Raw genomic sequence first — 26,224 nt, 5'->3', positions numbered from 1 at the left:
ACTGCGTAACGGTTCTGGGCGTTGGTTCGTGACAGAGTCAGTCAAAAGGAAGGCAGGGGTAGACCAGCGTGCGGATCATGATCGTGGAAAACAAGCACCACAGTGCCAGCGAAATGGCGCGCGAGATCCGGGCCTGCGGTGAAAGCGTGGTCGGACCGTTTCCGTCTCTGGCTCAGGCTGCCCGGCATTTGTCGCAGGCGGATGCCGCCATTCTGGATATCTGGATCGGGACCGAGCAATGCTTTGAGATGGCCGATCTGCTGACCGTGGCCGGGATTCCCTTTATCTTTGTGTCAGGCTTGGAAAAGGTGACATTGCCGCAACGCCATAACCATATCGAGCTATACGCAAAGCCAATCGGCGTTCCGGCGCTGCTGTATGCGCTGCGCACCGAATTCCTGACCTCGCTGTCGCATAGTCTTGAACGCTCGGGCGCCGAACCCGCTAAAACCCTGGTGCGCGACCTGCTCGCCAGTGCCCGCCAGCGGATCAGCGACACCACGGCGGCAGAACGGATCGTCGAATCCGTCCTGCATCGCGCGCTGGCCGATATCAAGACCCGCCGCCGTGACCGGATGGCATTCTGGCTGCACGATCTGCTGGATCAGGAAATCCGCAACGATTACCCGCGCCACCTGAACTGACCACGCTTTGCGTTCAACCCAGTCAAGCGATGGCCAAAGGCGCGCAGGCAAATCGCGTTCCCATGGGGCCTACTCGGCGGCAAGGGCTATGGTCTCGGGCGTCAAACCCCGCGACATCGGCGATGCCTGAAAGCTGCCCTTCTCGGTGGGCGCTGCCGATTTCTTGATCCGGTATAGCGTGAACAGGGTGATGCACACGTGGCAGATGCCGGTGACAAGGAACAGGGCGGCGGCGCTGATCGACGCCATGGCAATCCCCGCCACCGTCGGCCCGACGATCGAGCCGATGCCCGACACCAGCAACAACCCGCCGCTGACCTGAATGAAGGTTCCGGGGGCGGCATGGTCGTTGGCATGGGCCACGATCACCGGATACATGACGAACACCGTCGCGCCGAAAAAGCCCGACAGGATCAGCAACAGCGTCGGATCGGTGCTGCCGATGGTCAGGAAACACAGATCGGTCACCACGGCGAGCACCGAAATGACGACCAGCACGTGCCGACGGTCGAAGCGGTCCGATGCGATGCCCACCGGGATCTGCGCCAGCGCGCCCGACAGGATCGGGATGCTGGCAAACAGCGCGATGTCGCCCAGCGAAAAGCCGACCCGGCCCGCATAGACCGCCGCCAGCGTCCCGAAGGCCGAGTTCGAGATCCCCACCATCAACACGGCAAACACCGCCACCGGCGAGTTTGCCCACAGGCTGAAGACGTCCAGCTTTACCTCGGTCAGCGGGGTCGGGCTGGTGGTCGCGCCGATGGCCGTGGGCAGCAGCGCCAGGCAATAGACAATGGCGGCCAGCACGAAAAAGAAGATCCCGGAAGCGTCGCCCAGCGTCAGCACCATCTGCCCCGCCGTGGTCGCGGCAAGATTGACCATCGTGTAGATGCCAAAGATGCGTCCGCGCGATCGCGCGTCGGCTTTCTCGTTCAGCCAGCTTTCCGCGATCATCGCCGAGCCTGCAAAGCAAAAACCCGACAGCGCGCGCACCGGGATCCACACCGTGGACGAGATCACCAGCAGCGACACCAGCACCGCGATGGCAGCAAGCGCGCACATCGCGCCGAAGGTTCTGATGTGGCCAACCCGCGCCACCAGCCGCGGCGTAAGCATGCAGCCGCCGACATAGCCCACGGCCCAGCCGGTGCCCAGCAGGCCCAGCGACGTGGCGCTGAACCCCTCGGCGTCACCACGGATCGGCAGGATCAATCCGTTGATGCCACCGGCGAAAAGTAAAAGGGCTGTGCCCGCGAAGAGGGCCACCAAGGGCATGAAGTTGCGTGTCACGAGACCTGTCGTTGCTCCGTTTTATGCGTGGCAAGACCCCGGCTGTCGCCAGAGTTCTCAGGGTCAACGACCCGGGTATGGTATGGTTCCGGTCGCCGCCGATGTGTCGGCGGGCGTGGGGATCGTCCGGGCGCGCGCACGCAACCCGATCACGCCCGGATGCGTTGATCTTCTCAACAGCTAACAGAAAGGACCGGAGGGTCGCAATGACACCGCAAGAAATGGAGCTTCAGGCACTGCGAACGCGCATCGCAGCCTTGCAATCGGTGGTGGCGCGCATGGCGGCGCTGTTGCCTGACGCAGAGTGTCAGACGCTCTGCGACTGGCTGGTTCAGACCTCAATGGCCCCTGATGGACAGGAAGATCCCAGCGCGGTGAGCATCGCCGGTGTGCCCGCCGCTTTGGGTGGCATGACGCGCGCGGCTGAGATGGAGGACATTCTGGCGCTGGTGCGCCAATCGCGGGGGAAACCGTAAACTACTGAAATCAGGCGGATCAATCGGCGAAGGGGGCGCATTTCCTGGCGGCGATTGCGTTTGCCCGGGAACAGACGTCCCCGCTTGCTGTTGCCTTTCATGCAGAGTGCGGGACGAAGAGAAAGGAGGCCGGCGCATGGGAGAGCAAGCAGACCAGCGGCTGTCGGATGTTCTTGAGACCTTGGACGCGTCAATCGACGGCGAGAGGGTAAGCGTCGAGCACGTCGTTGAAACCTTGGGCGCAAAGTCGTTTCCTGCCCTTATTTTGATCTTTTCGTTAATCGCCGTCTCGCCAGCCAGCGCGGTGCCGGGGGTGACGACGGTGGTCGCCGTTACCGTCTTCCTGCTGGCGGTGCAGATGATGGCGCGCCGCGACAGGGTCTGGCTGCCACAGATCATCACCCGTCAGGAAATCAGCAGCGCCATGCTGAGCAAGGGATTGCGGGCGGTGCGACGCCCGGCCCTGAAGGTCGAAGGCCTGTTGAAAGCGCGGCTGACCTTTCTGTGTCACCGCCCGTTGATCTGGCTGCCGTTGTCGCTGATTGCACTGCTCACGCTTTTCATGCCGTTCATGGAACTGGTGCCGGCATCCGGCTCGATCGCCGCTGCCGCCATTGCGCTCTGCGCCGCTGGCCTGCTGACCCGCGACGGTTTGCTGGTCATCCTGTCGGCGCTGCTGCTCGCTGTAGTGCCGGTGGCCGTGTACCTCGGTCTCAGCGGCTAGGCCGGGGATCGCGGTGTCGGGCCTAACACGAAGGGAACACGCACAGTCATCGTCGAACACATTCAAAAATCGTGGTATACTTGTCTTGCCATGGTTTTTATGATCCAGACACGGCGGTCCGCCGTATCCGGCGCAGACAGAAAAAGACGGCAAAGGGTCCAGAGCATGAGCGAGGACGACAAGGCGACCGATGCAAAGGCTGATGCGCAGATAGACGCTTCCCTCAGGAAACATCTGGCCGAGATCGAACGCGAGGAAACGCCTGAGCGGCTTTTGAAGCTGGCGACAGAGCTTCAGCGCTTGCTGCGCCAGGGCCGGTCCTGATCCCTCGCTCTGCCTGTGCCCGGCGCAACCGGCGCTGTGCCGTCAGCGCGTGGATGCGGCCGAGCGCCCACTAGCCAAAAAGTTGTAAACAGACCCCGCCGTCGTGGAACCGCCACAGCGCTGCCAGCGTTGTGTCTGAGGGTGCTGCCAGTACCGGGAACGCAACGGACACAGGGGAACGGGGCACTGACTCGCCTCGATGCGTCCTGATCGTCAGGTCCGTCGTGCCGTTTCACCCTCGTCTGGCAGCCAGAACCGTCTGGGGGCGGCGCACACCAACAAGCGCCAAGGGAGAAGCGGGCCGATGCGGCAAGAAAAGCGTGAGGAATTCGAGGAAAGGAACCAGCCGCTGGACCCGGACCTGACCCTTGAATGGATCCCGGCCCTGCGTGCTTTCGCCCGCACCCTGACCCGCAACGTCGCCGAGGCGGATGATCTGGTGCAGGAGACGCTTCTCAAGGCGATCCGACACAAGCACAAGTTCCGCCATGGCACCAATCTGCGCGCCTGGCTCTTCACCATCATGCGCAACACGTTTTACAACGCCCGCGTCAAGGCCATGCGCGAAAGCCCCGGCGAGGCGGATTGCGTCGCGGACAAGGCCTCGACCCCGCCGACGCAGGAATGGGCCATTCGCGGCAACGAAGTGCTGCGCGCTGTCGATCGCCTACCGCTGCATTACCGTGAGATGTTCATTCTGGTCGTGATGCTGGGCGAAAGCTACGAAAGCAGCGCCGAGATTTGCGACGTGGCCATCGGCACGGTGAAAAGCCGGGTCAACCGGGCCCGCGCGATGATCATCGCGGACCTCGGCGACAAAGAGCTGTAAGGGCCGCGGCCCTCACACCAACCCTTCAAGCACACGGTCCGGCGTGGCGGGAAGATCGCGCACGCGGACACCGCAGGCGTGGTGGACCGCGTTGATCACTGCCGCCGCCGCGCCGCAAATGCTCAACTCGCCCAGACCCTTGGCGCGCAGCGGGCCCAGCCAGTCGTCGCGGTCCTCGACAAAGGCGACATCAAGATCGGGGACATCGGCATTGACCGGCAGATGGAACGCCTCAAAGTCGCGGTTCACCACATGGCCGTCGCGGCGGTCATGAATCAAGGCCTCGGTCAGCGCCATGCCAATGCCCCAGGTCATGCCGCCATGACACTGCGAGCGCGCGGTACGCGGGTTCAGGATGCGCCCGGCGGCATAGGTCCCGGCAAGGCGGCGCACGCGCACCTCACCGGTCATGTCGCTGACCGCAACCTCGGCGAAATGCGCGCCGGTGGTGGCCTGACGAACCTTGTCGCCCGCCTCACCGGGTTGGACACGGCCATGGCCAGTGACAGACGCGCCGTCCAGCAGGTCCGCAATCGCGCGGCGGCGGTTGTCGCACAGCGCGTAACCGTCCTTGAGCGTCAGATCCGCCGCGTCGCAGCCCATCCTGCCTGCAAGCATGCGGCGCAGCTCTTCGCAGGCCAGCCACACCGCCGTTCCGGTCGACGCGGCCCCGAACGACCCGCCCGAACCCGAGGAGGGCGGCAGATCCGTGTCACCAAGGATCACCTCGGTCCGGCTCAAAGGGTGGCCCAGCCGCTCCGCCGCGATCTGTCCCAGGATGGCGTAGCTGGCCGTGCCGATATCGGTCATGTCGGTTTCCACCCTGACGCCCTGCGCGGACAGCACCACGCGCGCCTCGGCTTCCATCATCGAATTGACCCGGAACGCAGCGGCCATGCCCGTGCCGATCCACCATTCCCCCTCGCGCTGCTGACGTGGGGCGGTGGGGCGCTTGGACCAGCCAAAGCGGCGGCTCCCATCCGTCAGGCACTCCGCCAGCCGGTGCGACGAGAAGGGCAGGCCGCTTTCGGGATCGTTGCGGGGGATATTGCGCAACCTCAGCGCCACGGGGTCGATCCCGGCAGCGCAGGCCAGCTCGTCCATCGCGATCTCGAAAGCGGTTACCCCGACAGCCTCGCCCGGCGCGCGCACCGATCCTGCGGCGGGCCGGTGCAGGCGAAGCACTTCGCGGCGCAGCAATCGGTTCGGCGCGGCATAGGCGAAATGCGTGGCCTGAAGCACGGGCTCGGCGAAATCCTCGCCCGGCAGGTTCGACACAAGCGCCTGATGACCAATCCCGGTGAGCTGCCCGTTCATATCGGCGCAAAGCCGGATGCGCTGGGTGGTTTCCGAGCGCCTTGTGTTCACCTCGAACACCTGCCGGCGGTGCTGAACCACCCGCACGGGCCTGCCAAGCTGGCGCGCGGCAAGCGCCGCCGCAACCGCTTCGGCGCAAATGCCCAGCTTCGAGCCAAAGCCGCCGCCGACATAGGGGGCCAGCACCCGGACATCCTCGGGGGCGATCCCGACACAATCGGCAATCTCGGTGCGGCTGTATTTGAGCATCTGCAATGAGGCACGCAGCACCAGCTTGTCGCCATCCCACTCGGCCAGCGCCGCATGCGGTTCCATCGCCGCCGAGATAAGGGACGGCGTGGTATAGGTCTGGTCGATCCGGTGCGCGCTGCTGGCAAAGGCGCTCTCCAGATCACCCTGCGCGGTTTCGTCGATGTCGTCATCGGCGGCTACAGCATCCTGCGGGTTCACCACCAGATCGTCCCCGGCGGTGTCGACACGCAGGGCAAGCGCTGCATGGCGGGCCTGTTCGAAACTCTCGGCCACAACCAGCGCGATGGGCTGGCCGACATACTCGGCCTGATCGACGCCCTGCACCGGTGCGCCTTCGCTGGTGCCCTGCGCAGCGTTTCGGATCATGCGGTCGTCGCGCAGGACGGTCAGCACACCGGCCATGCCCTGCACGACCTCAAGGTTCGTCAAGCGCACCTTTCCCAAACCGGGTGCGCGCACCAGAAAGCCATGCGCCATGTTCGCAGGGCAGGGTTCGGCGGCGTAGGGGGCGGCACCGGTAACCTTCAGGCCACCCTCGGGACGGTCAGCCGCGTACCCCAGCACCGCTTGCGCGCCGGTTTGATCGCCTTGGGCCTGCTCGGGGCCGTCAATCTTCATCTCGACACTCATGCCGTCACCTCCGTCAGCACCGCTTTGAGCACCCGTTTTCCCAGAGCCACCTTGAAGGCAGTCCCGTCCTGCGGCTCGGCGTCGCGCATCAACGTGTCGGCCGCCCGCTCGAACAGGGCCGTTCTGGGGACTTCTCCGGTCAGCAGCGCCTCGATGTCGGGGTCGCGCCACGGCAGCGTGCCAAGCCCGCCAAAGGCCAGCGCGATATGGTCGATGCGTCCATTTTTCATGCCGACAACCGCCGCGACCGAGACCAGCGCAAAGGCGTACGAGGCCCGGTCGCGCACCTTGCGATACTGCTGCCGATCACCGCGCGCGGCGGGCAGATGCACCGCCGTGATCAGATCTCCGGGCGCGAGACAGGTCTCTATATGCGGCGTGTCGCCCGGAAGGCGGTAGAGATCGGCAAGGTCGATCCGGCGCTGGCTACCCCCGGCGGTGCGCACCTCGACCTTCGCATCCAAGGCGCGCAGCGCGACCGCCATGTCGCTGGCGTGTAGGGCAATGCAATCCTCGGACGTGCCCAGAATGGCATGATTGCGCTGCTCGCCGCCGATGGCGCTGCACCCCGTCCCGGGGTTGCGTTTGTTGCAGGCGGTGTCGGTATCGTAGAAATACGGACAGCGTGTGCGTTGCAGCAGGTTGCCCCCGGTGGTGGCCTTGTTGCGCAGCTGGCCCGAGGCTCCGGCAAGCAGGGCACGCGACAACACCGGCCAGCGCCGACGCACGCGGTGATCCGCTGCCAGTTCTGCATTGGTCAGCGTCGCCCCGATGCGCAGGTCGTCACCCTGCTCCTCGATCTGATCCAGCCCCAGATGACCGATGTCGATCAGCGCGCTGGGCGCAAGCACCTCAAGCTTCATCAGATCTATCAGGTTGGTACCGCCCGCGATAAACGCCGCATCCGGCGCGCAGGCCGCAGTGCAGGCGGTGTCGGCATCGGCGGCGCGGCTGTAGTCGAAGGGTCTCATGCCGGGTCCGCCGCTTTTGTGCCCGCCGCCTGCAGGATCGCCGCATTGATGCCGGGGTAGCAGGAGCAGCGGCACAGGTTGCCGCTCATCCGTTCCGCCAGTTCTGCTTGGGTCAGTTGGGCGGGGGCATTGAGATCCTCGGTCACGTGGCTGGGCCACCCTTCGGCCACTTCGTCCAGCATCGCCTGCGCCGAGCACAGCTGCCCCGGCGTGCAATAGCCACATTGAAAGCCGTCATGCTCGATGAACGCTTGTTGCAGAACGGAAAGCCCCTCGCCAGACAGCCCCTCAACGGTGGTGATCTCGTCGCCCTCATGCATCATTGCAAGGCTCAGGCAGGCGTTGATCCGCCGCCCGCCAACGATCACCGTACAGGCGCCGCATTGCCCATGGTCGCAGCCTTTCTTGCTGCCCGTCAGCTGCAAATGCTCGCGCAGCGCGTCCAGCAAGGTGACGCGCGGGTCCAGATCCAGCGTCCGGGGGGTTCCATTCACACTGAACGACAGCTTCATGGCTGCGGCGCGGGGCTGAGGGTGGCTAAGGGCATCGGGTGCTCCTGTTGCGAATTCCATACAAGGGGCAACAGCTCAGGCTGGGGAATGTTCCCTTGTCGGGCGCGCTTGCGGCCGGGATGCGAAAGGGGCGGTGTCAGCCGATCAGCGCCCACGCGGCTCCCAAAACCGCCGACGCGATGTGGATAACCACGGCTGCCGTCCACCACCGCACGCCACCGTTGATCTCGGCGGGTGTCGGTTTGTGGGCAATGGGCTGGCGCGCGCCCGGCTTCGTGCGAACGCGCCGTGCGGACCTGCAGCGGCGTCGGCGGGGTGCTCACCGCCTCGTCATCGGTTCCCAGCAGGGATCGCTGACCGCGACGTTGTCGCCGGTCCCGACGCTCGCGGAGTGTTGTCCGGGGGTGTCATGCACGGCTTCCGATGGCGTGCTACGACGTAGCTTTGTGCTCGGGCTTTCCCTTGCGCGAGCCGGTGGCGAAGTCTTCAAGCTCGGCTTCGGTCATCGAGTCGAGCATCTCCTTCGCGGCACCCTTCAAATCGCTTTTCGGCGTCTCGCCGCGCTTGGCCGACAACGCCATTCCGGCGGCTTTCTGCTGGGCTTTTGACTGGGCGGGCATGGCTGGCTCCTTGTGACAAAGTGGGGGTGATACAGGTTCAACCAACCCGCCGCGCGCAATGTTCCCGACAGCGGCCCTCAGGGCGCACGCCGCGGCGCAGCAGGGTCTCAAAACCCTGACAGCATCCGGATGATCGTGCCGCCGGGAACATCCGGGCACCAACCCTGTTGTGACAGCGCGGGCCCGATGGCCCCCTGAGCAGACGTTTCACCAAGGAGACTTCCCATGGCTGACAAGACCCTTGAAACCCTTTTTTACGACACGCTGCGCGACATCTACTATGCAGAGCGACGCATCCTGAAAGCGCTGCCCAAGATGGCGCGCGGGGCGCAGTCGCCCGAACTTCGCACGGCGTTCGAAGACCACCGCGAAGAGACCGAAACCCATGTCGAGCGCTTGCAAAAGGTGTTCGAGCATCTTGGCAAGGCGGCACGCGGCAAGACCTGTCCGGCGATCGACGGGATCATCGAGGAAGGCGAGGAGCACCTGTCGTCCTACAAGGACTCGCCCGCCATGGACGCTGGGCTCATCGCGGCAGCGCAGGCGGTCGAGCATTACGAGATCGCGCGCTACGGTGCCCTGCGCCAATGGGCGGTCGAATTGTACCCCAGCGCGGTTGTGGCGCTTTTCGACGAAACGCTGGCCGAAGAGATGAAGGCCGACAAGACCCTGACAGGCATCGCCGAGGATGGCGCGAACCGGGAAGCGGTCGCGGCAGGCTAGGGGGGGTGGAAAGGGTTGCAGGTGCGCGGCTTTGCGCCTGCAGCCTACCGGCATCGGGATGAAACGAGGTGGAGGGGGGCTAGCCCCCCTCTGCGCGTGCCGCGCATTCACCCCCCAGGATATTTGAGGCATAAAGTTGGGCGTTAAGGGTTTGTTAACCGGGATCGCTGCGGGGGCGCGGGCGGGTCGGGATGTCCTTGAGCAGACCGCCGACGCCCATGCGGCGGATGTCCGAGGCGGTGATGGCGACGCCACAGATCAGCCGTTCCAGCACCCAGTCCGCGCCGTTCAGCGCCGGGGAGCGCGCGCAGCCGGGCAGGCCGACAACCGGGCGCGCGCCCAGCATGCCGATGAACAAAAGGTTGCCCGGATCGACCGGCATGCCGAAATGCGCCACCGTCCCCCCCGCACGGCGCAGGGCCGAGGGGGCGACATCGCGGATGTCCGAGGTGGCCGAGGCGGTGAGGATCAGGATCAGATCGCCCGTGGCCTGCGTGAGCGCCTGCGCCAGCGCGCTTTCTTCATGGGCGACGAGGCATTCGGGCGCGAGGCTGACACCCAGCCGCGCGAGGCGTGCCTCGGTCACGCGGTGCCCCTTGTCGCCCAGACCCTTGCCGACCGTGGTCTCGATCATCACGGCGTTTGTCAGTACCGGGCCTGCGAGCGACAGCGCTGATTTTCCGGCCACACAAGCCTTGGAAACCGACGCTTTATCAAGGCCGTAAGCGATGATCTTAACGGTGGCGACCATGCCGCCCGGCTCCATACGCTGCCATTCCGGCACCGTGGCCAGCGTGATCGCCGGGTCGGCGGCGTTGACCGCGTGGACCTGATCGGCGGCGATGCGCGCCAGTCCCGGCCCGGTCGCCAGCACATTCACCCGCCCGGTGCCGACGATCTGCAGGCTCAGCCCCTCAGCCCCCGTCACCAGCGCCTGAGCCACCGCCAGTGCTGCGGCGTCCTCGCCCATGTCGGCGGGCGAAAGCCGCGCGGCGATCACGCTGTCGCGCCCGGTGTCGGCCAGCGCGGCCAGATCAGCCGCTTCCAGCACCTTGCCCTTTTTCAGCCGTCCGCGCGCCAGCGGCACCGAATGGGCCAGCACCGCGCCCAAGGCCTGATCCAGCGGGACCGGACCGAACTCCATTACGCCTGCCGCAACACTTGGGTGATCTGCGCCAGCACCGACACCGCGATCTCGGCCGGGGATTTCGCGCCGATGTTCAGGCCGACGGGGGCGTGGATGCGGTCGATCTGCGCGTCGGTGATCCCGGCGTTGCGCAACCGCTCCAGCCGTTTGGCATGGGTGCGGGTCGAGCCAAGGCAGCCAATGTAGAAGGCGTCCGACTTCATCGCCTCGAGGATCGCCGGATCGTCGAGTTTGGTGTCATGGGTCAGCGTGATCACGGCGGTGCGCATGTCCAGCCCCTCGGCCAGAAGACCCTCATCGGGCCAGTCGTGGCGGATCACGGTATCGGGGAAGCGTTCGGCACTGGCGAAGGCATCGCGCGGGTCGATCAGAACCGGGTCGTAACCCGCCAGTTTCGCCATCGGAACAAGGGCTTGGGCGATATGGACCGCGCCGACGATCAGCATGCGCAGAGGCGGGTTGAAGAGCGCGATGAACTCGCCCGTTTCCTCCATCCCCGATCGGTCGCTGCGGAAGCGGTCGGGCAGCTCGTCGGGGCTTATCAGCCGGCGTTCCCAGCTCTCAATCGCCACGCCATAGGCCAGCGGCTTGCGCGCCGCGCGGGCGTCGACGACGTCTTCCAGCATGGCGACCGGCATCGCTTTGCCAATCGGTTCAACCAGCACGCGGATCGTGCCGCCGCAGGCCAGACCGACGGAAAACGCGGTTTCATCACTGACGCCAAAGGTCAGCAGGCGGGGCTTGCCATCGGCCAGCGCCTCAAGCGCCTCGACCACGACCGCGCCCTCGACGCAGCCGCCCGAGACCGAGCCCATGATCTCACCCGCGCCAGAGATCGCCAGCTGGCTGCCCGGCTGGCGGGGGGCCGAGCCCCAGGTTTCGATCACCGTGGCCAGCGCGGCGCCGCGGCCCTCACGGTGCCAGTCCAGAGCGATTTCAGGGATACGGTCATGCTGCATGGCGGGTCCTCCCGCGGGTAATATGAGGCCACGGGCAGCAGAATGCCAGTGCGACGTTCGCCGGGCACAAGACGGCAAGCGGGGTTAAGAAAGGGTTAACGGCGGGGGGCAAGCCGCTGAAAATAAACGATCCATGCCGCTGTCCCCTGATGGGACATTGACGCGCGCAGCAAAAAGCCCCGGCACCGCTTGGGTGCCGGGGCGGTTGTCTCAGGCGGTTCAGTTGGCCTGAGTGACCTGCAGCAGCGGCGTGATACGGCGCACAACCACACGGCGGTTGGCGCGTTCGGCTTCCTGCGTCGAGACGCGCAGATCGCTTTCGCCGTAACCCTGCGGCACCATATTGGCCGGGGACACGCCGAAATATTCCGTCAGCGCCCGCGCCACCGATTCCGCGCGGCGGTCGCTCAGCGTCAGGTTCGACACGGCGCTGCCGATGGCGTCGGTGTGACCCTCGATCAGGAAGACCTCGTTGGGGTTGTCCTGAATGAGGCCGGTCATCAGCTCACCCAGCGCCAGAAGATCCTGTGCTTCGGTCGGCGAGATGGCCGCCGAGCCGGTGGCGAAGGTGATGTTCTCAACCTGCACCGACGGGGCCAGATAGCGAACGCGGTCGATCTGGCGCACCTGGTTCAGCGAGAAGCGGCGACCCACGGCGCTTTGCTGCATCAGCGCGGAGCGCAGAGCGTCCTCGTTGGTGGGGTCAACCTGCGGCGCGGTGTTGCGCACTGGCTCGGGCAGGGTGGCCACGTCGACCGGGTCATATTGCACGGTATCGTCGAACAGCACGGTTTCGGTGCCGTTGGTCGCGACCACCACACGCTTGATCACGCGGCCTTCGGCACTGCGGACGGTGATGATCTGGCTGCCGTCCCGCTGTGTGACAATGGTCTGGGCCGAGCCGTCCGAGTAATTGCGCGTGACAACCTCGGCACCGGGCTGGCGCAGGATCGCGTCATCGTCGCGCAGCACCTGCAGGTTGCCGTTCTGGTCACGCACGACAACGCGGTCGGGGGCAGTGCTGACGACCTCACGGTTGCCGTTCAGCAGTGCGCCGACAACGAGAGCACCGGCAGCGCCCAGCAGCGCGCCTTGCAGGAAGCGGGTGTCGTTGTCGTCTTCAGCATTCGCCTGCGCATCGGCCTGGGCGTTGGATTGCGCCGGGGCGAAATCCTGATCCGAGCTGCGGGCGTTTTCTTCGGTGACGGTTTCGGTCACTTCGTCAACCACGGTGGCATCGCCCGAGGTGGCCATGCTCTCGTCGGCCTGTCCGGTCGCGGCTTCCATCGCAGCCTCGGACGGACCTTCGACGATCAGATCGCCTTGGGCTTCAGCGGAAGGGTCGGCTGCGGGGGGCGTTTCGGTCTGGGCTTGCTCTTGCGTTTCAGCGGGGGCTGTGGCCGGAGCTTCATCGCCTTGGGCCGAGACAACGGTGTCATCGCCGCTGGCGGGGGCGGGTTCGGACTGCGCCTCAGTCTGGGTCGTGACATCGGCCTCTACGGTTGCGTCTGCGCCGCCGGTTTCCGACTGGCTTTCAAGCTGCTGGGCCAGATCTTCGGCGGTGGTGACAGCACCCTCGGCAGCGTTTTCGGTCGCGTCGAGCGCGGGCTCAACCGCGTCGCCGGTGGCTGTGGCAGCCTCGTCAACCGCTTCACCGGTCGCTTCAGCGGCGTCTTGCGTGACTTCAGCGGCGGAATCGATGGCATCGCCCGTGGCCTCTGCGGCGTTGCCGACGGCCTCGCCGGTCGAATCCGCCGCGTCATCGGCGGTTTCTTCAGCGCCGCCCAACAGCCCACCAATGGCTTCGCTGGCGCTTTCGAGCGCGCCATTTGCCGCCTCACCGATCGAGTCGAGCACACCCTCGTCCTCGTCCTGACCTCCTTGCGCCTGCGCTTCGGCTTCGGCCGCTGCGCACTCCTCGGCGCTCAACGAGTCGTCGCACACAAAGCCGGAGGCCTCGGCACTGCCAGAGACTTCCTGCGCGCTCAGCGGAAAGGTGATGGGGACGGCCAGCGCGAAGCTGGTGACGAGGGCGGTGGTGGTGGACAGACTGCGTTTCATAGGGACTCCGACTCATCCTGTGTTGGAGAGGAAACGGCCCATGCGCCGGAAACGTTCCGCCGTTTCGTCTGTCAGGCCGTCAGTGATCGAGCTGAACAGGGGCTAACAGGCTGAAATGATGACGCTTTATTGCGAGGTCATCTTAACGTGACCGCGCTGCACCGGGGCTGAAACAGGAGTGGTTGGGGGTTTGGGGCCGCCGCGACGGGGAGGATGCGCGGCGGCCACTCTACCACCCGGGGGAGGGCCCGGGGAGAGCCAGGGAGGGAGGATCCCGGCTCTGACGCTCACCTATGCGCTTCACTGGCGAAGTCCAAGATCTGCGCACGAATATGTGTCAATCCGTCACATCTTTAGCGCAACGTCTGAATTTTCCCTTAAGATTGCCGGTCTGTTGCGCGCAAATTAGGCGCAGCTCGAAAACCTAGCGGGCCAACAGGGCCATCAGGCGCGCTTTTTCGCCGTGGTCGCGCGGGTCGGACAGCGCCTGCGCCAGCGCCTGCAACGACTCAACCGAATGGCTGGCGCGGAAGGTGTCGACATGGGGCAGCATGGCGCGGATGCCTTGGGCGCGCGGCGCGAACCCGTCCCAGCGCAAGAGCGGATTGAGCCAGATCAACCGCTTGGCCGACAGATGCAGGCGCTCCATCTCATGCGCCAGCAGCGCGGGGTCATCGCGTTCCAGCCCGTCGGTGATCAGCAACACCACCGCGCCCTGACCCAGCACCCGGCGTGACCAGTCGCGGTTGAAGTCGTGCAGGCAGGCGCCGATCCGCGTGCCGCCCTGCCAGTCCTGTGCCTCGTGCCCCGCCGCGTTGAGCGCAGCGTCGGCATCCTTGGCGCGCAGGTGGCGGGTGATGTTGGTCAGGCGGGTGCCGAAGGTAAACGCGTGCACGCGGGCCCAGCCCTGACCCTGCCGGTTGGCGACGGCATGGACGAAATGCAGGACCATGCGGGAATAATCCGACATCGAGCCGGAGATATCGCACAGCACCACCAGGGCGGGCCAGCGCGTGCCGGGGCTGCGCCGGGCGATGGCGTTGATCTCGCCACCCGTGCGGATCGAGGCGCGCAGCGTGCGCCGCCAGTCGGCGCGTTGGCCGGTGGGATCGTGGGAAAGGCGGCGGGTTTTCAGGGGTTTGACCGGCAGCGAGAGCCGCGCCAGCATCCGCTTGGCCTGCGCGACTTCCTCGGCTGACATCTGCTCGAAATCGAGCCGGCGCAGGCGTTCCTCGGTCGAGGCGGTTTGCGTCGAGTCGATCTCTATCTCGGTCGTTTCCTCATCCTCGGGCGGTGGGGGCGGCGGCTCGATCACCCCGTCCAGCAGCGCCTGCGCCGCGCGTTTGGTCCCCGGCGCGGCGGGTGTGTCATCCTGCGCGCCCTGCACCGTGGGCAGCAAGAGCGCCATCATGTGCTCCATGTAACGCGGGTCGCGCCAGAAGAGGCGGAAGATCTGGTTGAAGACCTGCCGTTCCTCGGGGCGGGACACGAAGACGGCGTGCAGGGTCCAGTAGAAATCAGGCTTGGAGGTGAACCCGGCGACCTCGACCGCCTCGATCGCCGTCATCACCCGGCCCGGTCCCACCGGCAGCCCGGCCTTGCGCAGGGCGCGGGCGAAATGGGTGAGGTTTTCGACCAGCTTGGGGTTTTCGGGCAGGGGGAGGTCTGGGTACTGCATCAGCGGGCCGCCCGCCCGTGGCGCGCGCCGGGGGTTTGACACCCCCGGACCCCCGTCGAGTATTTGTGACAAGATGATGAGGCGGGGGTCACGTCGGGGCCAGAGATTTGCGCGCCTCGTCGAGGATTTTCTTTGCCTCGGAGCCCTGAATGCGGGCGATGTCGTCCTGATATTTTAGGATCGCGCCAAGGGTGTCGGCGATGACCTCGGGGCTGAGGCTGATCACGTCGAGCGCCAGCAGGCATTTGGCCCAGTCGATCGTCTCGGCCACGCCGGGTTTCTTGAACAGATCCTCGCCGCGCAGGCGTTGGACGAAGGCGACGATTTCCCGGCTCAGGCTGTCGGCGGCCTGCGGCACACGGGCGCGCAGGATCTCGATCTCGCGGGCGAAATCGGGGTAGTCGACCCAATGATAGAGGCAGCGGCGTTTGAGGGCGTCATGGACCTCGCGCGTGCGGTTCGAGGTGAGGATGACGATGGGCGGTTCGGGCGCGGTGATGGTGCCGAGTTCGGGGATGGTGACCTGAAAATCGCTGAGGGCTTCGAGCAGGAAAGCCTCGAACGGCTCATCCGTGCGGTCGATCTCGTCGATCAGCAGCACCGGCGCGCCGCCGGGTTGCGGGCGCATGGCTTGCAGGAGCGGGCGCTCGATCAGGTAGTCGGGGCCGAAGAGTTCATCCTTGAGCGCGGCGCGGTCGGTGGCGGCACTGGCTTCGGCGGTGCGGATGGCGACCATTTGCGCAGCGAAGTTCCATTCATAGACTGCGCTGGAGGCGTCGAGGCCTTCATAGCATTGCAGCCGGATCAGGCGGCGGCCCAGACCGGTGGCGATGGCCTTGGCGATCTCGGTCTTGCCGGTGCCTGCCTCGCCCTCAAGAAACAGCGGACGGCCCAGTTTGAGCGCCAGAAACCCCACCGTCGCCAGCGGGCGACCGCAGACGTAGTTCTGCGAGGCGAGAAGGGCTTGCACATCGTCGATGCTGGCAATCGTGGTCTGGCTCACGCCGGTTCCTCCCTGGCTGATCCGGGGGCATGCTGGGTGGGCAACGGGGCAAGGTCAAGCGCTGTGAGCGGCGGGTGCGACCAAAGCACAGGGTCAGCCGGACCGGCGCGCCCCGGCGATGAAGCGCTGCAGAAGGCCGGTATCGACGGGTTTGTAGAGCAGCGGCGCACCGGCGCGGATAGCGCGCAGTCGCAGGGGTTCGGCGCGCGCGGTGGCGAGCATCCGGGCGTGCAGCGGGCCGTAGCGGGCGGTCAGGTCGCGGATCAGGGCGAGGCCCGCGTCCTCGGCCCCGGGGCGGGTGTCGATCAGCACGAAATCGGGGGCGAGGCCGGTTTCGTCGAGCAGGGACAGGGCCTCTGCCCCGTCGGGGACATCGAAGACATTGACGCCCCAGCCTTCGAGCAGATGCGCCAGCGCGCGGCGCATGTCGGCGTCTTCGGCGACCAGAAGGCCGATCAGATCCTGCGGCAGATCGGGGCGGGGGGGCGCGTCGGCGACGGGGCCGGGCGGGGTGCAGTCGGCGGTCGGGCCAAGGTGGAGCACGAAGCGCGACCCTTGGCCGACGTGAGAATCCAGCGTGACGGCATGGCCGAGCAGGGCGGCGGCGCGCTCGACGATGGCGAGGCCAAGGCCCATGCCCTCGGAGGCCGAGGCGCGGGCGTTGAGGCGGTGAAACTCGCGGAAGATCGCCTCGCGTTCGGATTCGGGGATGCCGGGGCCGGTGTCCGTCACCTCGACCCGCAGGCCTGCCGCGCCCTGCCGAACACCGACAAGCACGCCGCCGCGCGCGGTGTAGCGCAGGGCGTTGCCGATCAGGTTTTGCAGGATGCGGCGCAACCAGGTGGGGTCCGAGATCACCACGCTATCGGTCGGACGCAGCCGCAGGGAGAGGCCGCGCTCCTGGGCGATAGGGGCGAACTCCTCGCCCAGACGGGCCAGCAGCGTGGCGAGCCTCACCGGCTGAGGCGAGACGCTGAGGCGACCGCTTTCGAGGCGCGAGATGTCGAGGAGGGCGTCGAGCAGGGTTTCGACCGATTGCAGCGCCGAGCGGGTCTTGCACAGCGCGTCCAGGGCGCGGGGGTTGAGGGATTCATCCTCCATCGACGCCAGAAACAGCTTGGCGGCAGACAGCGGTTGCAACAGGTCGTGGCTGGCAGCGGCCACGAAGCGCGAGCGGGCGGCATTGGCGCGCTCGGCCTGTGCCAGCGCGTCGCGCAGCTCCAGCGTGCGGCCCGCGACGCGGACCTCCAGCGTTTCATTGGCGCGGCTCAGGGCGGCGATAGCACGGCGCTCGGTGGTGATGTCGGTGAAGGAGATGACGAACCCCCGGTCGGGCATTTCCTGCGCGAAGGCATCCAGCACCACATCACCGCTGCGCGTGACCTCGAACCGCAGCGCCGCGCGGGGCGAGGGGCTGGCCACCCAGTCGCGCAGACCAATGATGCGGGTTTCCTCTCCGGGGCGCAGGCGTTCGTTGAGGCGCTCGACAAGGTCGTCAAAGGCCAGACCGGGGCGGAACCGGGTGCGGCTGACAGCAAGCAACTCGGCGGCGCGGGCGTTCCAGCCGATCAGCCGGGCCTCGGGATCAAAAATGCACACGCCTTGGGTGATATGGTCCAGCGTGGCGCGGATGACGCGGGCCTGATCATCGAGCAGCTGACCACGCGCCTTGCGCTCGGCGCGGATGATGTCGGTGACGTCGGTCTGCAAGATTACCGTGCCGCCGTCGCCGGTGCGATGCTCGGACACCTGCAGCCAGCGGTCGCCCTTGAGCGCGACGATGAACACGGTGCTGTTCTCACGGTGGCGTTGCAGGCGGTGGAGCACCCAGTCTTGCTGGGTGATGCCCTCGGGCAGCGACAGCTGGCCCGAGCTGCTGACCAGATCGACATAGCCGGCGAAGCTGAGACCGGGGACCAGACCGGGCCGGATGTCCTGCAATTGCAGGCCAAAGCGCGAATTGCTCATTACGAGGATGTCGTCGGGACCGAAAAGGCCGAAGCCTTCCTGCACGGTCTCGATGGCGTCCGAAAGGTTGCGGCGGGTCGCTTCGGCTTCGCGGCTGGCCGAGGCGAGGCGGGCGTTCGATTCGTTGAGCAGATCGAGCGCTGCTTCCAGCTCACGCGTGCGGGCGCGGACCTGATCTTCGAGCATCGCGGCGCGCTCGAACTGGGCATAAGCGGCGCCGGAAAGGTCGGTGCCCTGCTCGACACGGCGCATCAGCACCTCGACGATGCGCAGAAGCTTTTCATTCTGACGCTCGGCCGAGTCGGCGGGGTTGAGCAGGGTCTGGGCGGTGCGGGTGGGACTCATGGTCGGGCTTTGGCGGGCGGGGCGTAGAGGGCGACGCCGGTGAGCGTCTGGTTCACATGCATGGCGTTGAGCTGTTCGCCGTAGGTCGAAAAGCCGGTGACGTTATGCAGGCGGAGCAGGGTCGAGATCTGGCCCGAAAGCTGCTTCTCCTGCGCCTCGATCCGCCGCAGGATGCAGTCGCAGCCGAGGATCGCGCGGGGCGGGGCGTGGGTGGTCAGGCTACCCAGCGAGCGCGACAGGTGCTCGACCATGTCCATCGGTTCGGCGAGGGTCAGCACCAGCCCCTCGTCGATGGCCGAGAAAAAGATCAGATCGCCGTTTTCGTCCATCTGCCGGATCGAGCGCACATGATGCCGCCCGCCGACCCGCACGACGACGGGATGCGCGGCGAAGGTGAAGGGGGTCAGCTGGTGGGGGTCTTTGCCCAGAAGGCGCGCGTATTCCTGCGCGGCGGGGGCGGCGTTGATGCTTTGCACGCGGCGGCGCGAGGGATCGGCGCTGGTGACCACCATGCGCGTGTTGCTGGGCTGGAAATGGTCGAAGCGGAAGACGCGGACCGGGCAATCGGTGCGCAGGGCGGTGACGACGGCGGCGTTGCGCAGGGCTTCGCCGTTGTGGAAGACGAAAGTCTCAAGAAACCGCACCCCGTCCGCCGCCGAGCCGCCGAAGAGCTGGGTGGCGCCAAGACCGGGGGCGAGGGCCGAGGCGAGTTCATCCTCTTTGGCGGACAGACCATCGACCAGCAGAAAGGCAAATTCATGCTCGCGGTCCGGGTTGGCTTGCGCCAGCGCACCGCGCAGGCGGATCAGATCGCCGATGGCGGCTTGGGCATCAAGGCGGGCAAGGTCGGGGATCAGAAGCGTTTCGGCGGCGAAATGCGCGGCGGGAAAGCCGATGGCGACGATCAGCCCCTCGGCATAGCCTTGCGCGCCGATCTCACCGGCGGTGGTGCAGCCGATCACCGGCGCGGGGGCGAGGCGTTGCGAGAGATCGCGGATGAGCGCGGCAGGGTCGGGGGCGAGGGGGGAGACGAAGACCACGACCAGCGCGAAGCCGGAAGGGTGCAGGGCACGCACGAGAGTTTGTGCCGCGCGCGGGTCGTCGGCCGGACATTCGGCAACGTGCAGAACCTCTGTCGGCATCCTGCCCTCCCGGTGATGCGCTGTCAGGCTAGGGTGCAGGGGTGGGCTTGTCCAGCGGGGGCCGGCGCTCGGGGGCATCGAGCCCCCTCGCGCCGGCGCGGGGTTCCCCCGCGCGGTGCCTCGTTGGAGAGCGCGTGCTGGGTGGAGTCGTTGGCGTGAGTATTTGGGACAAGGTGAGGGGAAGGGGGCGTATTTAGGGCAAGATGAAGGGGGGCGAAACGAAAGACGCCCGCCGGAGGGGGCGGGCGTTTGGGCTTGTGTTTGGGTTGAGTCGCGCGGTGTGCTATTTCAGGCCGTTGCAGAAGGACTGGATGCGGGTGCAGGCTTCGGTCAGGGCTTCGTCGGAGGTCGCATAGCTGACGCGGAAGTTGGGGCTGAGGCCGAAGGCCGCGCCGAAGACCACCGCGACGCCGGTTTCCTGCAGCAGCGTCTTGGCGAAGATCTCGTCATTCTCGATCAGCGTGCCGCCGGCCGAGGTCTTGCCGATGCAGCCCGAGATGTCGGGGTAGACGTAGAAGGCCCCCTCGGGCTTGGGGCAGGTGATGCCGGGGGCAGCATTCAGCATGTCGACCACGAGGTTGCGGCGGCGCTGGAAGGCCTCGCGGAACGGGACGAGGAAGTCCTGCGGGCCATTCAGCGCCTCAAGCGCGGCGTATTGCGAGATCGACGAGGGGTTCGAGGTCGACTGCGATTGCAGCGTCGCCATCGCCTTGATCAGCGCCACCGGGCCTGCGGCATAGCCGATCCGCCAGCCGGTCATCGCATAGGCCTTGGAGACGCCGTTGCAGGTCAGCGTGCGGTCGTAGAGGCCCGGCTCGACCTGCGCGGGCGAGGTGAATTCGAAATCGTCGAACACGAGGTGTTCGTACATGTCATCGGCCATCACCCAGACATGCGGGTGGCGCATCAGCACGTCGGTCAGCCCCTTGAGTTCGTCACGGGTATAGCCCGCGCCGGTCGGGTTGGACGGCGAGTTGAAGATGAACCACTTCGTTTTGGGCGTGATCGCCGCCTCAAGTGCTGCGGGCGTCAGTTTGAAATTGGTCTCGATCCCGGCGGGCACGGCCACCGGCGTGCCGCCTGCCAGCAGCACCATGTCGGGATAGCTCACCCAATAGGGCGCAGGGATGATCACCTCGTCGCCCGGGTTACAGGTGGCCATCAGCGCGTTGTAGAGCGTCTGCTTGCCGCCGGTGCCGACGGTGATCTGATTGGGCGCGTAGGTCAGGCCGTTCTCGCGGGCGAATTTGGCGCAGATCGCCTTTTTCAGCTCGGGAATGCCGTCCACGGCGGTGTATTTCGTCTTGCCCGCATCAATCGCCGCCTTTGCCGCGTCCTTGATGTTCTGGGGCGTGTCGAAGTCGGGCTCGCCAGCGCCGAGGCCGATCACGTCCTTGCCCGCGGCCTTCATTTCGGCGGCCATGTTGGTGACGGCGATAGTCGCCGAGGGTTTGACGCGCGAAAGGGTGTCGGAAAGGAACGGCATCAGGGGCCTCCGGTTTGTGTTTCCCGGAGCCATGTCATAGGGTGCGCCGCGATCCCGTTCAAGGGCGAAGCGGCGCTCGGTGCCGCATTGCAGCGCCCCCCAGACAGAGGAGATGACGATGAGCGATACCTGGTTCACCGACGATCACGCAACTTTGGGCGACCGGCTGGCCGCCGCGCGCGAAGCCGCTTCCATGACACAGACCCAATTGGCCCAACGCCTGGGCGTGCGCGCCAAGACGTTGCGCGACTGGGAGAACGACGTGTCCGAGCCGCGTGCCAACCGCTTGCAGATGCTGGCCGCCATGTTGGGCGTGTCGCTGCGATGGCTCTTGACGGGCGAGGGCGATGACGTCACGCCTCCGGCCAGCGAAGAGGCGGGCGACGCGGCACTGAAGCCCGCGCTGGTCGAGATCCGCAGCCTGCGGGCCGAGATGCTCAACATGAGCGAGCGGCTGGGGCGGCTGGAGAAAGCGCTGCGGTTGCAGATGTCCAATGAGGTGACGCGTGAGTGACGAAAACCGGCTGAAGCGCCTGAAGATGCGATCCTGGCGGCGCGGGATCAAGGAGATGGACCTCATCCTTGGCCCCTGGGCGGATGAACAGGCGGTTACGCTGGATGACGAGGCGCTGGACGTCTATGAGGCGCTTCTGGGCGAGAATGACCACGACCTCTATCAGTGGGTCACCGCCCGGATCGGCAAGGGCAATGCTCAACCGGTGGGGCCGGGGGCCTATGCGGGGCTGCTCGACCGGATCGCGGTGCATGCTGCGGCCCGGCTGGAGCGCTGAGCGGCACCACGGTGCACGAGCCTTACGGGGCTGAATGGAAAAGGCCGGGTCAGATGACCCGGCCTTTCCTTTGGGGCTGATCCGCCGTGCTTACTTGCTGGGCGAGGTCGGTTGCACCGGCGTCGGCGCAGCAGCCGAGAACGAGATGTTCGACTGGCAGGTCGACGCACCATAGGTGCCAACCCAGATGTCATAGCGGCCAGCCGGGGCGCTGGCGATCGACAGCGCCGGTTGCAGGGCGTTGGTGTCGTCGTCAAACAGCCACTGCGCCGACTGGTCGTTGATCAGCAGCGTGGTGTCGCAGGTGCCGTCAACACTGACGTTGAGCGTGGCATCCGTGCCTTGCGGGTCATAGTACAGCGTGAAGTCGGGGGCCTGAGCGACATAGCCACCGCCCGGCACGTTGCACTGGCTTTCGCGCAGGTTGATCGAGCCACCGGCGACGACCGAACGGGTGTCCGAACTACCGGCAGTCAGGTTCACTTCTGCACCACCCAGCTGCCAATCGGGGCAGACCGGCGTTGCTGGCTGGGTCGGCGTGGTGGGCATGCCGCCTGAGGGCGGGAAGGTTTCCAGAACCAGCGTGGCCTGACAGGCCTGCTCGCCGTAGGTGCCGACCCAGACGTCATAGCGACCGGTCGCGGCGGCGGACAGACGCAGGCGCGGCGACAGGGTGCCGTCTTCGTCGTCGTTGTAATGCCACTGGGCGGTGGAATCATTGATCAGCAGCGTCGTGTCGCATTCGGACTGCACGCGGAATTCCAGATCGCGGCCCATCGAGCGGGCATCATAGCTGATGCTGAAAGACGGCTGGGCGGTCACGCGGCCATAGGCCTGAAACGCCGAGCACTGGCTGAGATCGACGCCACCGCCGGCGAACATCGCGTATTGTTGCGGTGCCCAGGCCGTCTCGGCGTCGGTGGTGATCGGAACGCCGCCCAGCTGCCAGTCCGGGCAGCTTTGCGCCATCGCCGAACCCGAGGCGGCAACGCTGACGGCGGCCCCGGTGGCGGCAATCAGAAAACCGGTTTTGAAATGGGTGAAAAACGTCATGGAATCCTCCTTGAAAATAAGATGCGGCGCGAGCGTGGAACGATATGAGATGTCAGTCAAGAGCCTAGAAGTGCGCCGAACTCTCAGCTTTTGGTGACAGTCTTGTAATAAATTGCCGCCGATCATCGTGTCGGTCGGGTGCCTGGCGGCGCGCTCCAAATCGAACGCGCATCCAGGCGGTAGTTCGGGGGCGATCGCGAGCGGCACCCGTTGTGGCGCCGCCCTCTGTCTCAGCCGTGACGTCGGATCAGAACGATTCGACGGTCAGCGTTGCTTCGCAGGTTTCCGGGCCATAAGTGCCGACCCACAGGTCATATTGACCGCTGGGCGCGTTGTTGAGGCGCACGACCGGGTGCATCTCGTTGGTGTCATCATTGAACAGCCACTCGCCCGTGGCGCTGTTCACCAAAAGCACGGTGTCGCACGAGCCGGTGACACGGAATTCCAGCGCACGGCCCATGTTGAGGGCATCATAGGTCAGGGTGAAGTCCGGGTTCTCGATCACATAGCCAGCGCCGGGAACTTCGGCGCAGGTGCTCAGATCCTGGTCCCCGCCCGCGATGACGGTCGTGGATTGCGGGGTCCAGACCGTTTCAGCGGTGTAGGAGAGCGGCGCGCCGTGTTGGGCGTAAGTCGGGCAGGCAGCCGAGGCCGCGGCGGGAGCAATAAGGGCGAAAAGACCGGCCACTGCCGCTTTGGAAAACGCGTTCATGGGAAAACTCCTTTAGGAACAGGGCGACAGAGACCATACCCCTATAAATCGGTCAATGCGGTTTCAAGCGTCTGACTTTTTTGTGAAAAATTCAGGAGACGGCGTGAATTGGTGAAACAGGTGTCAGTGTCTGCAGAAAATATCCCGCAGCTTAACCTCGTCTTTGCTTTTTGCATTGCATGCTAAAGGCCGGAATTGATTGCCGAGGTCACGCATGAGCTTTCACAGCCCCGTCAGAACCCCCGCAGCCCGCGGTGATGCAGGCGCCAACGCCGATCTGTTGGCCCGGTATCTGGACAGCCTTTCGCTGGTCGAACGGCTGCACCGGCTGCTTCTGGATGTCATCAAGGATGAATTTGAACGGCTCGCCATTCTGGATATCAACGCCGTGCAGGCACTGTTGTTGTTCAACATCGGCGATAATGAGGTGACAGCGGGGGAGCTGAAAACGCGCGGGTATTATCAGGGCTCGAACGTGTCGTATAATCTCAAGAAACTGGTGGAAAACGGCTATATGCACCACGCTCGCTGCGCGATTGATCGGCGCAGCGTCCGGGTCCGGTTGACGCCGCAAGGGCATGACGTTCGCGCCGTGGTGTCGGATCTCTTTGCGCGGCATGCCGACGGGTTGTTACGCAAGGCGGTGATTAGCGATGCCGATCTCGACGGTATCAACGCCACGCTCAAACGGATGGAGCGCTACTGGACCGATCAGATCCGCTATATTTACTGACGCCGCCTCACGCGCTGCAACCTCACGCGCGTCAGCCGCGCGCGAGCCTGGCCTGACGTGCGTCCCGCAGCCGGGCGAAATCATCGCCCGCATGATAGGACGAGCGGGTCAGCGGTGTGGCCGAAACCATCAGGAAGCCCTTGCCATAGGCCGATTTTTCGTAGCTGGCGAATTCCTCGGGCGTGACAAAGCGGTCGACGGCATGGTGCTTGGGCGTCGGTTGCAAATACTGGCCGATCGTCAGAAAATCGATGTCGGCGGCGCGCATGTCTTCCATCACCTGCAGGACCGCCTGCCGGTTCTCACCCAGACCGACCATGATGCCGGATTTCGTAAAGATGCTCGGATCCATTTCCTTGACCCGCTGCAACAGCCGCAGCGAATGGAAATAGCGCGCGCCGGGGCGGACCTCTGGGTAAAGGCCCGGCACGGTTTCGAGGTTGTGGTTAAAGACGTCGGGCTTTGCCTTGACCACGATCTCCAGCACCGCAGGGTCGCAGCGGATGAAGTCCGGGGTGAGGATCTCGATCGTGGTGCCGGGCGCCTGACGGCGGATCGCGCGGATGGTCTGGGCGAAATGCTCGGCGCCGCCATCCTCGATATCGTCGCGGTCGACCGAGGTGATCACCACATGGTTCAGCCCCAGCTTCTTGACCGCATCGGCAACGCGGCCCGGCTCAAAGGCATCCAGCGCCTCGGGCGGTTTGCCGGTGGCGATGTTGCAGAAGGTGCAGGCGCGGGTGCAGACCTCGCCCATGATCATCATGGTCGCGTGGCCCTGGCTCCAGCATTCGCCGACATTGGGGCAACCCGCCTCTTCGCAGACGGTGCTCAGCTTGTGCTCGCGGATGATCTGGCGGGTCTGGTTGTAGCCCTCACCGCCCGGTGCCTTGACGCGAATCCACGACGGCTTTTTCGGCTGCGCATTGTCAGGACGATGCGCCTTTTCCGGGTGGCGCTGGTCGGGCAGCTTGAGATCGCGCATCGGGTTCCTCCCCAGGCGTTTCGGTCCCTTTTACATAGGCCGAGGCCCCCGCAAAGGCAACAATTGCTGCGCCTTGGCGCCATGCATCAACTGCATGGCAAAAGGGCTGGCCCCGCAAGGCCAGCCCTCAAAACTCAGGCCGCTTTTTCGGCGTTGGCTTCTTTCAGCCAGTTCAGCACCGTCTCGGGCGACGAGACGCCATAGGGGTCTTCGCCGTGGTTGTCGCACAGGCCCGGCTCTTCGAACCACGCTTCGATCAAACCGTCGTTGATGATCGCGGCATAGCGCCACGAGCGCAGGCCGAAGCCCAGGTTGTCCTTGCGCACCAGCATGCCCATGCGGCGGGTGAATTCACCCGAGCCGTCAGGGATCACGCTGACGTTCTTGAGGCCCTGATCCAGCGCCCATTTGTTCATCACGAAGCTGTCGTTAACCGACATGCAGTAGATCGCGTCGATACCTTCGGCGGCGAAATCGGCAAAGCCGTTCTCAAAGCCGGGCAGCTGGTAGGTCGAGCAGGTCGGCGTGAAGGCGCCGGGCAGCGAGAACAGCACCACGCGCTTGCCGGCAAAATAGTCGGCGGTGGTCAGGTCTTGCCAGCGAAACGGGTTCGGGCCGCCGACGCTCTCGTCGCGGACACGGGTGTGGAAGGTCACCTCGGGAAGGCGATAGCCGGTTTTCATGATCTTGATATCCTTGAGACATGTCTCGGACGCGGCGCGATTGGCGAGGGCCCGCAAGGGCGGCTGGCGAGTCGCGTCCTTGGCCACGGTCTAGAATCATTCCAAGTGATGATGCAACCGCAAATTGGCCGATTGCCGCGCTGCGGCGCTTGGTCCCAGTGCGCTG

26 protein-coding genes are annotated in these 26,224 nt (G+C 65.6%); 9 read left to right on the top strand and 17 right to left on the bottom strand.

The window, feature by feature from the left end; genetic code table 11:
* The first annotated feature begins 68 nt into the window (after window positions 1-68).
* Window positions 69-644: a response regulator gene (locus EAE28_RS15010; RefSeq protein ID WP_164736646.1), complete on the top strand. Its 576-nt coding sequence runs from the start codon at window positions 69-71 to the stop codon at window positions 642-644.
* A gap of 69 nt (window positions 645-713) precedes the next feature.
* On the opposite strand, the gene EAE28_RS15005 is transcribed toward EAE28_RS15010, so the two are convergent.
* The gene (locus EAE28_RS15005; RefSeq protein WP_127107676.1) at window positions 714-1,934 is read right to left on the bottom strand and encodes an MFS transporter; all 1,221 of its coding nucleotides are present in this window, start codon (window positions 1,932-1,934) and stop codon (window positions 714-716) included.
* 206 nt (window positions 1,935-2,140) lie between these two features.
* Here EAE28_RS15005 and EAE28_RS15000 point away from each other — a divergent pair, with 206 nt between their 5' ends.
* From EAE28_RS15000 to EAE28_RS14990, 4 genes are all read left to right on the top strand, one after another.
* Window positions 2,141-2,410: a hypothetical protein gene (locus EAE28_RS15000; protein ID WP_127107674.1), complete on the top strand. Its 270-nt coding sequence runs from the start codon at window positions 2,141-2,143 to the stop codon at window positions 2,408-2,410.
* A 136-nt stretch (window positions 2,411-2,546) separates the two neighbouring features.
* On the top strand, window positions 2,547-3,134 hold the full coding sequence (locus EAE28_RS14995) for an exopolysaccharide biosynthesis protein (RefSeq protein WP_127107814.1): 588 nt from the start codon (window positions 2,547-2,549) through the stop codon (window positions 3,132-3,134).
* Window positions 3,135-3,299: 165 nt separating this feature from the next.
* Window positions 3,300-3,458, top strand: a complete 159-nt coding sequence (locus tag EAE28_RS23800) for a hypothetical protein (protein WP_164736645.1) — start codon at window positions 3,300-3,302, stop codon at window positions 3,456-3,458.
* A gap of 304 nt (window positions 3,459-3,762) precedes the next feature.
* A complete protein-coding gene (locus EAE28_RS14990) occupies window positions 3,763-4,287 on the top strand; it encodes a sigma-70 family RNA polymerase sigma factor (protein ID WP_127107812.1) in 525 nt (174 codons plus the stop codon).
* A 12-nt stretch (window positions 4,288-4,299) separates the two neighbouring features.
* Here EAE28_RS14990 and EAE28_RS14985 read toward each other — a convergent pair whose 3' ends face one another.
* From EAE28_RS14985 to EAE28_RS14970, 4 genes are all read right to left on the bottom strand, one after another.
* The gene (locus EAE28_RS14985; RefSeq protein WP_127107672.1) at window positions 4,300-6,486 is read right to left on the bottom strand and encodes a xanthine dehydrogenase family protein molybdopterin-binding subunit; all 2,187 of its coding nucleotides are present in this window, start codon (window positions 6,484-6,486) and stop codon (window positions 4,300-4,302) included.
* Window positions 6,483-7,457 carry an FAD binding domain-containing protein gene (locus EAE28_RS14980; protein WP_127107670.1) on the bottom strand — a complete coding sequence of 325 codons (975 nt, stop codon included), beginning with the start codon at window positions 7,455-7,457 and terminating at the stop codon, window positions 6,483-6,485. Before EAE28_RS14980 ends, EAE28_RS14985 begins: the two co-directional genes overlap by 4 nt.
* A complete protein-coding gene (locus EAE28_RS14975; RefSeq protein ID WP_127107668.1) occupies window positions 7,454-7,969 on the bottom strand; it encodes a 2Fe-2S iron-sulfur cluster-binding protein in 516 nt (171 codons plus the stop codon). Before EAE28_RS14975 ends, EAE28_RS14980 begins: the two co-directional genes overlap by 4 nt.
* A gap of 431 nt (window positions 7,970-8,400) precedes the next feature.
* Complete coding sequence (locus EAE28_RS14970; RefSeq protein WP_127107666.1) at window positions 8,401-8,589, bottom strand: DUF3008 family protein; 189 nt, start codon at window positions 8,587-8,589, stop codon at window positions 8,401-8,403.
* Between the two features lie 225 nt (window positions 8,590-8,814).
* Between EAE28_RS14970 and EAE28_RS14965 the strand changes: the two genes are divergently transcribed.
* Window positions 8,815-9,312: a YciE/YciF ferroxidase family protein gene (locus tag EAE28_RS14965; protein ID WP_127107664.1), complete on the top strand. Its 498-nt coding sequence runs from the start codon at window positions 8,815-8,817 to the stop codon at window positions 9,310-9,312.
* 154 nt (window positions 9,313-9,466) lie between these two features.
* Here the strand turns inward: EAE28_RS14965 and EAE28_RS14960 are convergent, their stop codons facing one another.
* The 8 genes from EAE28_RS14960 to EAE28_RS14925 all read right to left on the bottom strand — a co-directional run bounded on the left by EAE28_RS14960 (window position 9,467) and on the right by EAE28_RS14925 (window position 21,101).
* Complete coding sequence (locus EAE28_RS14960) at window positions 9,467-10,456, bottom strand: molybdopterin-binding protein (RefSeq protein WP_127107662.1); 990 nt, start codon at window positions 10,454-10,456, stop codon at window positions 9,467-9,469.
* Window positions 10,456-11,418: an XdhC family protein gene (locus EAE28_RS14955; protein ID WP_127107660.1), complete on the bottom strand. Its 963-nt coding sequence runs from the start codon at window positions 11,416-11,418 to the stop codon at window positions 10,456-10,458. Before EAE28_RS14955 ends, EAE28_RS14960 begins: the two co-directional genes overlap by 1 nt.
* A gap of 219 nt (window positions 11,419-11,637) precedes the next feature.
* Complete coding sequence (locus EAE28_RS24365) at window positions 11,638-13,479, bottom strand: OmpA family protein (RefSeq protein WP_127107658.1); 1,842 nt, start codon at window positions 13,477-13,479, stop codon at window positions 11,638-11,640.
* A gap of 424 nt (window positions 13,480-13,903) precedes the next feature.
* Window positions 13,904-15,160, bottom strand: coding sequence for a vWA domain-containing protein (locus EAE28_RS14945; RefSeq protein WP_127107810.1), 1,257 nt, complete (start codon window positions 15,158-15,160; stop codon window positions 13,904-13,906).
* Window positions 15,161-15,245: 85 nt separating this feature from the next.
* Entirely contained in the window at window positions 15,246-16,160 is a 915-nt protein-coding gene (locus EAE28_RS14940; RefSeq protein WP_127107656.1) for an AAA family ATPase, read from the bottom strand.
* Between the two features lie 93 nt (window positions 16,161-16,253).
* Window positions 16,254-18,473 carry a hybrid sensor histidine kinase/response regulator gene (locus EAE28_RS14935; RefSeq protein ID WP_127107654.1) on the bottom strand — a complete coding sequence of 740 codons (2,220 nt, stop codon included), beginning with the start codon at window positions 18,471-18,473 and terminating at the stop codon, window positions 16,254-16,256.
* A complete protein-coding gene (locus tag EAE28_RS14930) occupies window positions 18,470-19,615 on the bottom strand; it encodes an FIST N-terminal domain-containing protein (protein WP_127107652.1) in 1,146 nt (381 codons plus the stop codon). The genes EAE28_RS14935 and EAE28_RS14930 overlap by 4 nt, the downstream gene beginning before the upstream one ends.
* A 283-nt stretch (window positions 19,616-19,898) precedes the next feature.
* The gene (locus tag EAE28_RS14925) at window positions 19,899-21,101 is read right to left on the bottom strand and encodes a pyridoxal phosphate-dependent aminotransferase (protein ID WP_127107650.1); all 1,203 of its coding nucleotides are present in this window, start codon (window positions 21,099-21,101) and stop codon (window positions 19,899-19,901) included.
* 118 nt (window positions 21,102-21,219) lie between these two features.
* Between EAE28_RS14925 and EAE28_RS14920 the strand changes: the two genes are divergently transcribed.
* Both EAE28_RS14920 and EAE28_RS14915 read left to right on the top strand, forming a co-directional pair.
* A complete protein-coding gene (locus EAE28_RS14920) occupies window positions 21,220-21,615 on the top strand; it encodes a helix-turn-helix domain-containing protein (RefSeq protein WP_342773107.1) in 396 nt (131 codons plus the stop codon).
* 25 nt (window positions 21,616-21,640) lie between these two features.
* Window positions 21,641-21,892, top strand: a complete 252-nt coding sequence (locus tag EAE28_RS14915; protein ID WP_127107808.1) for an FAD assembly factor SdhE — start codon at window positions 21,641-21,643, stop codon at window positions 21,890-21,892.
* A gap of 90 nt (window positions 21,893-21,982) precedes the next feature.
* Here the strand turns inward: EAE28_RS14915 and EAE28_RS14910 are convergent, their stop codons facing one another.
* Window positions 21,983-22,945: a hypothetical protein gene (locus EAE28_RS14910; protein WP_127107646.1), complete on the bottom strand. Its 963-nt coding sequence runs from the start codon at window positions 22,943-22,945 to the stop codon at window positions 21,983-21,985.
* A 247-nt stretch (window positions 22,946-23,192) separates the two neighbouring features.
* Complete coding sequence (locus tag EAE28_RS14905; protein WP_127107644.1) at window positions 23,193-23,657, bottom strand: hypothetical protein; 465 nt, start codon at window positions 23,655-23,657, stop codon at window positions 23,193-23,195.
* 214 nt (window positions 23,658-23,871) lie between these two features.
* On the opposite strand from EAE28_RS14905, the gene EAE28_RS14900 reads away from it, so the two are divergent.
* Window positions 23,872-24,390, top strand: coding sequence for a MarR family winged helix-turn-helix transcriptional regulator (locus EAE28_RS14900; protein ID WP_127107642.1), 519 nt, complete (start codon window positions 23,872-23,874; stop codon window positions 24,388-24,390).
* Window positions 24,391-24,421: 31 nt separating this feature from the next.
* Here EAE28_RS14900 and lipA read toward each other — a convergent pair whose 3' ends face one another.
* Window positions 24,422-25,375, bottom strand: coding sequence for a lipoyl synthase (gene lipA / locus EAE28_RS14895; protein WP_127107640.1), 954 nt, complete (start codon window positions 25,373-25,375; stop codon window positions 24,422-24,424).
* A 134-nt stretch (window positions 25,376-25,509) separates the two neighbouring features.
* Window positions 25,510-26,058: a peroxiredoxin gene (locus EAE28_RS14890; protein WP_127107638.1), complete on the bottom strand. Its 549-nt coding sequence runs from the start codon at window positions 26,056-26,058 to the stop codon at window positions 25,510-25,512.
* Between the last annotated feature and the right edge of the window lie 166 nt (window positions 26,059-26,224).

The organism is Pararhodobacter zhoushanensis, assembly GCF_003990445.1.
Taxonomy (GTDB): Bacteria; Pseudomonadota; Alphaproteobacteria; order Rhodobacterales; family Rhodobacteraceae; genus Pararhodobacter; species Pararhodobacter zhoushanensis.
Note: the sequence above shows the minus strand (reverse complement) of the source record. Positions and strands in the feature narration are given on the sequence as shown.

Coding starts and splice junctions, on each gene's coding strand:
- EAE28_RS15000 (WP_127107674.1), top strand. CDS start 2,141: ATGACACCGCAAGAAATGGAGCTTCAGGCACTGCGAACGCGCATCGCA.
- EAE28_RS14995 (WP_127107814.1), top strand. CDS start 2,547: ATGGGAGAGCAAGCAGACCAGCGGCTGTCGGATGTTCTTGAGACCTTG.
- EAE28_RS23800 (WP_164736645.1), top strand. CDS start 3,300: ATGAGCGAGGACGACAAGGCGACCGATGCAAAGGCTGATGCGCAGATA.
- EAE28_RS14990 (WP_127107812.1), top strand. CDS start 3,763: ATGCGGCAAGAAAAGCGTGAGGAATTCGAGGAAAGGAACCAGCCGCTG.
- EAE28_RS14985 (WP_127107672.1), bottom strand. CDS start 6,486: ATGAGTGTCGAGATGAAGATTGACGGCCCCGAGCAGGCCCAAGGCGAT.
- EAE28_RS14980 (WP_127107670.1), bottom strand. CDS start 7,457: ATGAGACCCTTCGACTACAGCCGCGCCGCCGATGCCGACACCGCCTGC.
- EAE28_RS14975 (WP_127107668.1), bottom strand. CDS start 7,969: ATGAAGCTGTCGTTCAGTGTGAATGGAACCCCCCGGACGCTGGATCTG.
- EAE28_RS14970 (WP_127107666.1), bottom strand. CDS start 8,589: ATGCCCGCCCAGTCAAAAGCCCAGCAGAAAGCCGCCGGAATGGCGTTG.
- EAE28_RS14965 (WP_127107664.1), top strand. CDS start 8,815: ATGGCTGACAAGACCCTTGAAACCCTTTTTTACGACACGCTGCGCGAC.
- EAE28_RS14960 (WP_127107662.1), bottom strand. CDS start 10,456: ATGGAGTTCGGTCCGGTCCCGCTGGATCAGGCCTTGGGCGCGGTGCTG.
- EAE28_RS14955 (WP_127107660.1), bottom strand. CDS start 11,418: ATGCAGCATGACCGTATCCCTGAAATCGCTCTGGACTGGCACCGTGAG.
- EAE28_RS24365 (WP_127107658.1), bottom strand. CDS start 13,479: ATGAAACGCAGTCTGTCCACCACCACCGCCCTCGTCACCAGCTTCGCG.
- EAE28_RS14935 (WP_127107654.1), bottom strand. CDS start 18,473: ATGAGTCCCACCCGCACCGCCCAGACCCTGCTCAACCCCGCCGACTCG.
- EAE28_RS14930 (WP_127107652.1), bottom strand. CDS start 19,615: ATGCCGACAGAGGTTCTGCACGTTGCCGAATGTCCGGCCGACGACCCG.
- EAE28_RS14925 (WP_127107650.1), bottom strand. CDS start 21,101: ATGCCGTTCCTTTCCGACACCCTTTCGCGCGTCAAACCCTCGGCGACT.
- EAE28_RS14920 (WP_342773107.1), top strand. CDS start 21,220: ATGAGCGATACCTGGTTCACCGACGATCACGCAACTTTGGGCGACCGG.
- EAE28_RS14915 (WP_127107808.1), top strand. CDS start 21,641: ATGCGATCCTGGCGGCGCGGGATCAAGGAGATGGACCTCATCCTTGGC.
- EAE28_RS14910 (WP_127107646.1), bottom strand. CDS start 22,945: ATGACGTTTTTCACCCATTTCAAAACCGGTTTTCTGATTGCCGCCACC.
- EAE28_RS14905 (WP_127107644.1), bottom strand. CDS start 23,657: ATGAACGCGTTTTCCAAAGCGGCAGTGGCCGGTCTTTTCGCCCTTATT.
- EAE28_RS14900 (WP_127107642.1), top strand. CDS start 23,872: ATGAGCTTTCACAGCCCCGTCAGAACCCCCGCAGCCCGCGGTGATGCA.
- lipA (WP_127107640.1), bottom strand. CDS start 25,375: ATGCGCGATCTCAAGCTGCCCGACCAGCGCCACCCGGAAAAGGCGCAT.
- EAE28_RS14890 (WP_127107638.1), bottom strand. CDS start 26,058: ATGAAAACCGGCTATCGCCTTCCCGAGGTGACCTTCCACACCCGTGTC.